We start from the raw sequence: 2,749 nt of genomic DNA on the forward strand, positions 1-2,749 counted from the left end.
GATCGCCCCGAGTTGCAGAATTTGGCATCGGCTGCGGTAGCCTAGGCATTTCCCTCAAGCTAGAGCGCCCCAAGTTAGATCTAGTTGGCGTAGATATTGACAGGGGAGCGATCGCCCTCGCCCAGGAAAATCTACAGCACGTTGGCATCGACATCCCTCTGATTGAAAGCGACTTTTTTACATCCTGGCCATATAGTGACCCACCTGATATCATTTACGGTGATCCCCCTTGGGGGGAAAGCACCGATCTTTACGATGAGGAACGCTCTGCAGCCTACTACCACGCTATGCCCTGTATGTCTGCCTATCCCGTGGGAGGCAAAGCTGCTGTCCATGTGGGCTTATTGAAGCACATTGCCCAACGCCGCTGGCCGAGTTTGCTCCTGCTCAACTGTGGCGTGTTACCTCAACCTAGCTTGAGTGAGCTTCAAGCACTAACCCAAACCAGCCTCATCCTTCATCCTACCCATCATCTCTCTATTTTGCGCTGCACGGTGGACTAAGCAAGTGCTCCTCTGCGGTTTAATACTCTCTACTGTGTAGGACAAGCCATGTTTCAGAAAAGCGGTATTTTTAGACAATCACGATTTATTGGATTGCGTGCGAAGATGCTCATTGGCTTTACCATCATCTTCACAGGTATTTTTGCCGGAACCTACTACTGGTTTTATCGCTATGCCAGCACCTTAGCGTTAGAACGGCTGCGAGATAACTTAGTCAATGCTTACCGCGTTGTAAACGCCGGTATTGATGGCGACAGCTTCGAAATATTATTAGAACAGCCCTTATCTGATAACGGTGTACGCATAGAAAATAATTCTTTGTACATAGCACATCAATCTTGGCTCGTTCAGATCACAGAAACTGAGCCGCGAGCCTTAGCTTATACCTATATAGCAGGAGATAATCCCGGGGAAATTATTTGGATTGGTGATGCCTATCGAACCATCCTACCCGATCGCTCTCCCACTCAATTTAAAGAATCCTATCAAGACGAAGTTGGACTCTATGAAGGACTCAGCCAATCTGGTGTGATTATGACTCCCTCTCAAGATGAGTGGGGCACGTGGATTATTGCCTATGGCCCCATCTACAACTCATCCGGGGAGATAGTCGGAGCATTAGGGGTAGACTTTAGTGCCGACTATTTACGAATCGTACAGCGACAAGTGCGGATGGCTGTTCTTCTAATTTTTGCGATCGCTTACCTAGTTCTAATCTTATTAGTTTATCTTATGGCTCGCAAACTGACTAAGCCAATCACCCATCTCACAGAAATCAGTGAGCGCATCGGGGATGGCGACTATAGCCAACGAGGAAAACTCGCCCAATTTCATCAGCGTCGGTTACGCGATGAAATCACCCAACTAGCAGCCGTTTTCGAAGGCATGGTCGATAAGGTATACCAGCGTGAAGTCACCTTGAAGCAGCAAATTACAGAGTTGAAAATCGAGATTGATCATTCCAAACGCCAGCAACAAGTCCAGGAAATTGTAGACACTGATTACTTTCAAGGTCTTCAGAAAAAAGCTCGCATGATGCGTCGCAATCGAGACGAAAGTAAAGATTAATATCAGACTGAGTTCGATAATGTTAGGAGGAAACTATTGATAGGTTTTGATGTGTTGCAGCTTTCGTCACGTTGGGGTAGTCCGACGAATTCCCAGAACAATGGGTCACAACATTCGACGAACGAATCAGGGTTTGATCTTTTTCTTTTCAAACATGACAAAAGAGGGATGATTTATCAAATCCGGTTTGACAAGCTATTCATTACCATGCCCCTGCAACCAGACTTGAGATCACTTGGCTTAAGACAAAGATGGAAACGAATTCATATACGGATTCATAGAAGGTGAGGGCTCCCTTCTCTCTGGAGAGAAGGGTTGGAGATGAGGGTAAATCATCTATCGATTCAGCAATGCCTTTCACTGAACTTGACATAGCTCATCTCAAGCCTGAGGCGATCGCTCTCCAGCCACCTTGATGAATGGCACAACCCCGCTAGCGATCGCGCCTAAATTGACTAAGGTTAAATCACTGTGTATAAACTCAAGGATGTTTATGCTGGCTCATATACCGATGGCATTGGTGATCCTACGGGGGGCGATCGCGCCGGTTCTGGTGTGGATGGCTTGGGATGGAAGTACGAGCTGGGGGTGGGTTCTGCTCTATAGCCTAGCGGTACTGTCAGATATTTTTGATGGCATCATTGCCCGCCGCCTAGGAGTGAGTACAGCCGCGCTGCGTAAGGCTGATAGCTGGGCCGATCGCGGTCTCTATGTCTGTGTGGCGATCGCAGCTTGGTTAGCCCATCCAGACGTGATCCTCGCCTTCAAGCTTCCCCTGTTAGCCATTATGGGACTCCAAGCTATCTGGTGGATCGTGAACCTAGCCAAATACGGACAACCAGCAAGTTATCATACCTACACAGCTAAAGCTTGGGGATTAACCTTGCTTGTAGCCGCGATCGCTCTCTTTGGCTATGGCTATGGCGGCATAACCTTGTGGGTAGCGATTCTCACCGGTGTAGTCCATACCACAGAGGAATTAGCCATGACTTGGGTACTGCCTACCTGGCACCACGATGTTTTGAGCTTAGGTCATGCCCTGCAAATCCGCAAGCAGGTGTCTTCCTAAAGCATCATTCAGATGTCAACATCGCGAATAAGCTAGGTGGATAAAGGGGAATGGCCTCTTGAAGAACCTGCTTCAGATCAATCCAAATGGCATCAAAGGATTGATCCCC

General features: G+C 47.9%; 3 protein-coding genes. All 3 read left to right on the forward strand.

Features of this window, described 5'->3' with window-relative positions:
* Positions 1-503, forward strand: a 503-nt coding sequence (locus V6D20_12030; protein ID HEY9816508.1) for a methyltransferase, incomplete at its 5' end; no start/stop codon positions are given.
* A 48-nt stretch (positions 504-551) separates the two neighbouring features.
* On the forward strand, positions 552-1,571 hold the full coding sequence (locus tag V6D20_12035; protein ID HEY9816509.1) for a HAMP domain-containing protein: 1,020 nt from the start codon (positions 552-554) through the stop codon (positions 1,569-1,571).
* 511 nt (positions 1,572-2,082) lie between these two features.
* Positions 2,083-2,640, forward strand: a complete 558-nt coding sequence (locus tag V6D20_12040) for a CDP-alcohol phosphatidyltransferase family protein (protein ID HEY9816510.1) — start codon at positions 2,083-2,085, stop codon at positions 2,638-2,640.
* The last annotated feature ends 109 nt before the right edge of the window (positions 2,641-2,749 follow it).

The sequence above is a fragment of the Candidatus Obscuribacterales bacterium genome (genome assembly GCA_036703605.1).
In the GTDB taxonomy this organism is placed as follows: Bacteria; Cyanobacteriota; Cyanobacteriia; order RECH01; family RECH01; genus RECH01.

Excerpts from the sequence above, each read along its gene's own strand:
- V6D20_12040 (HEY9816510.1), top strand. The coding sequence starts at position 2,083 with ATGGCATTGGTGATCCTACGGGGGGCGATCGCGCCGGTTCTGGTGTGG.
- V6D20_12035 (HEY9816509.1), top strand. The coding sequence starts at position 552 with ATGTTTCAGAAAAGCGGTATTTTTAGACAATCACGATTTATTGGATTG.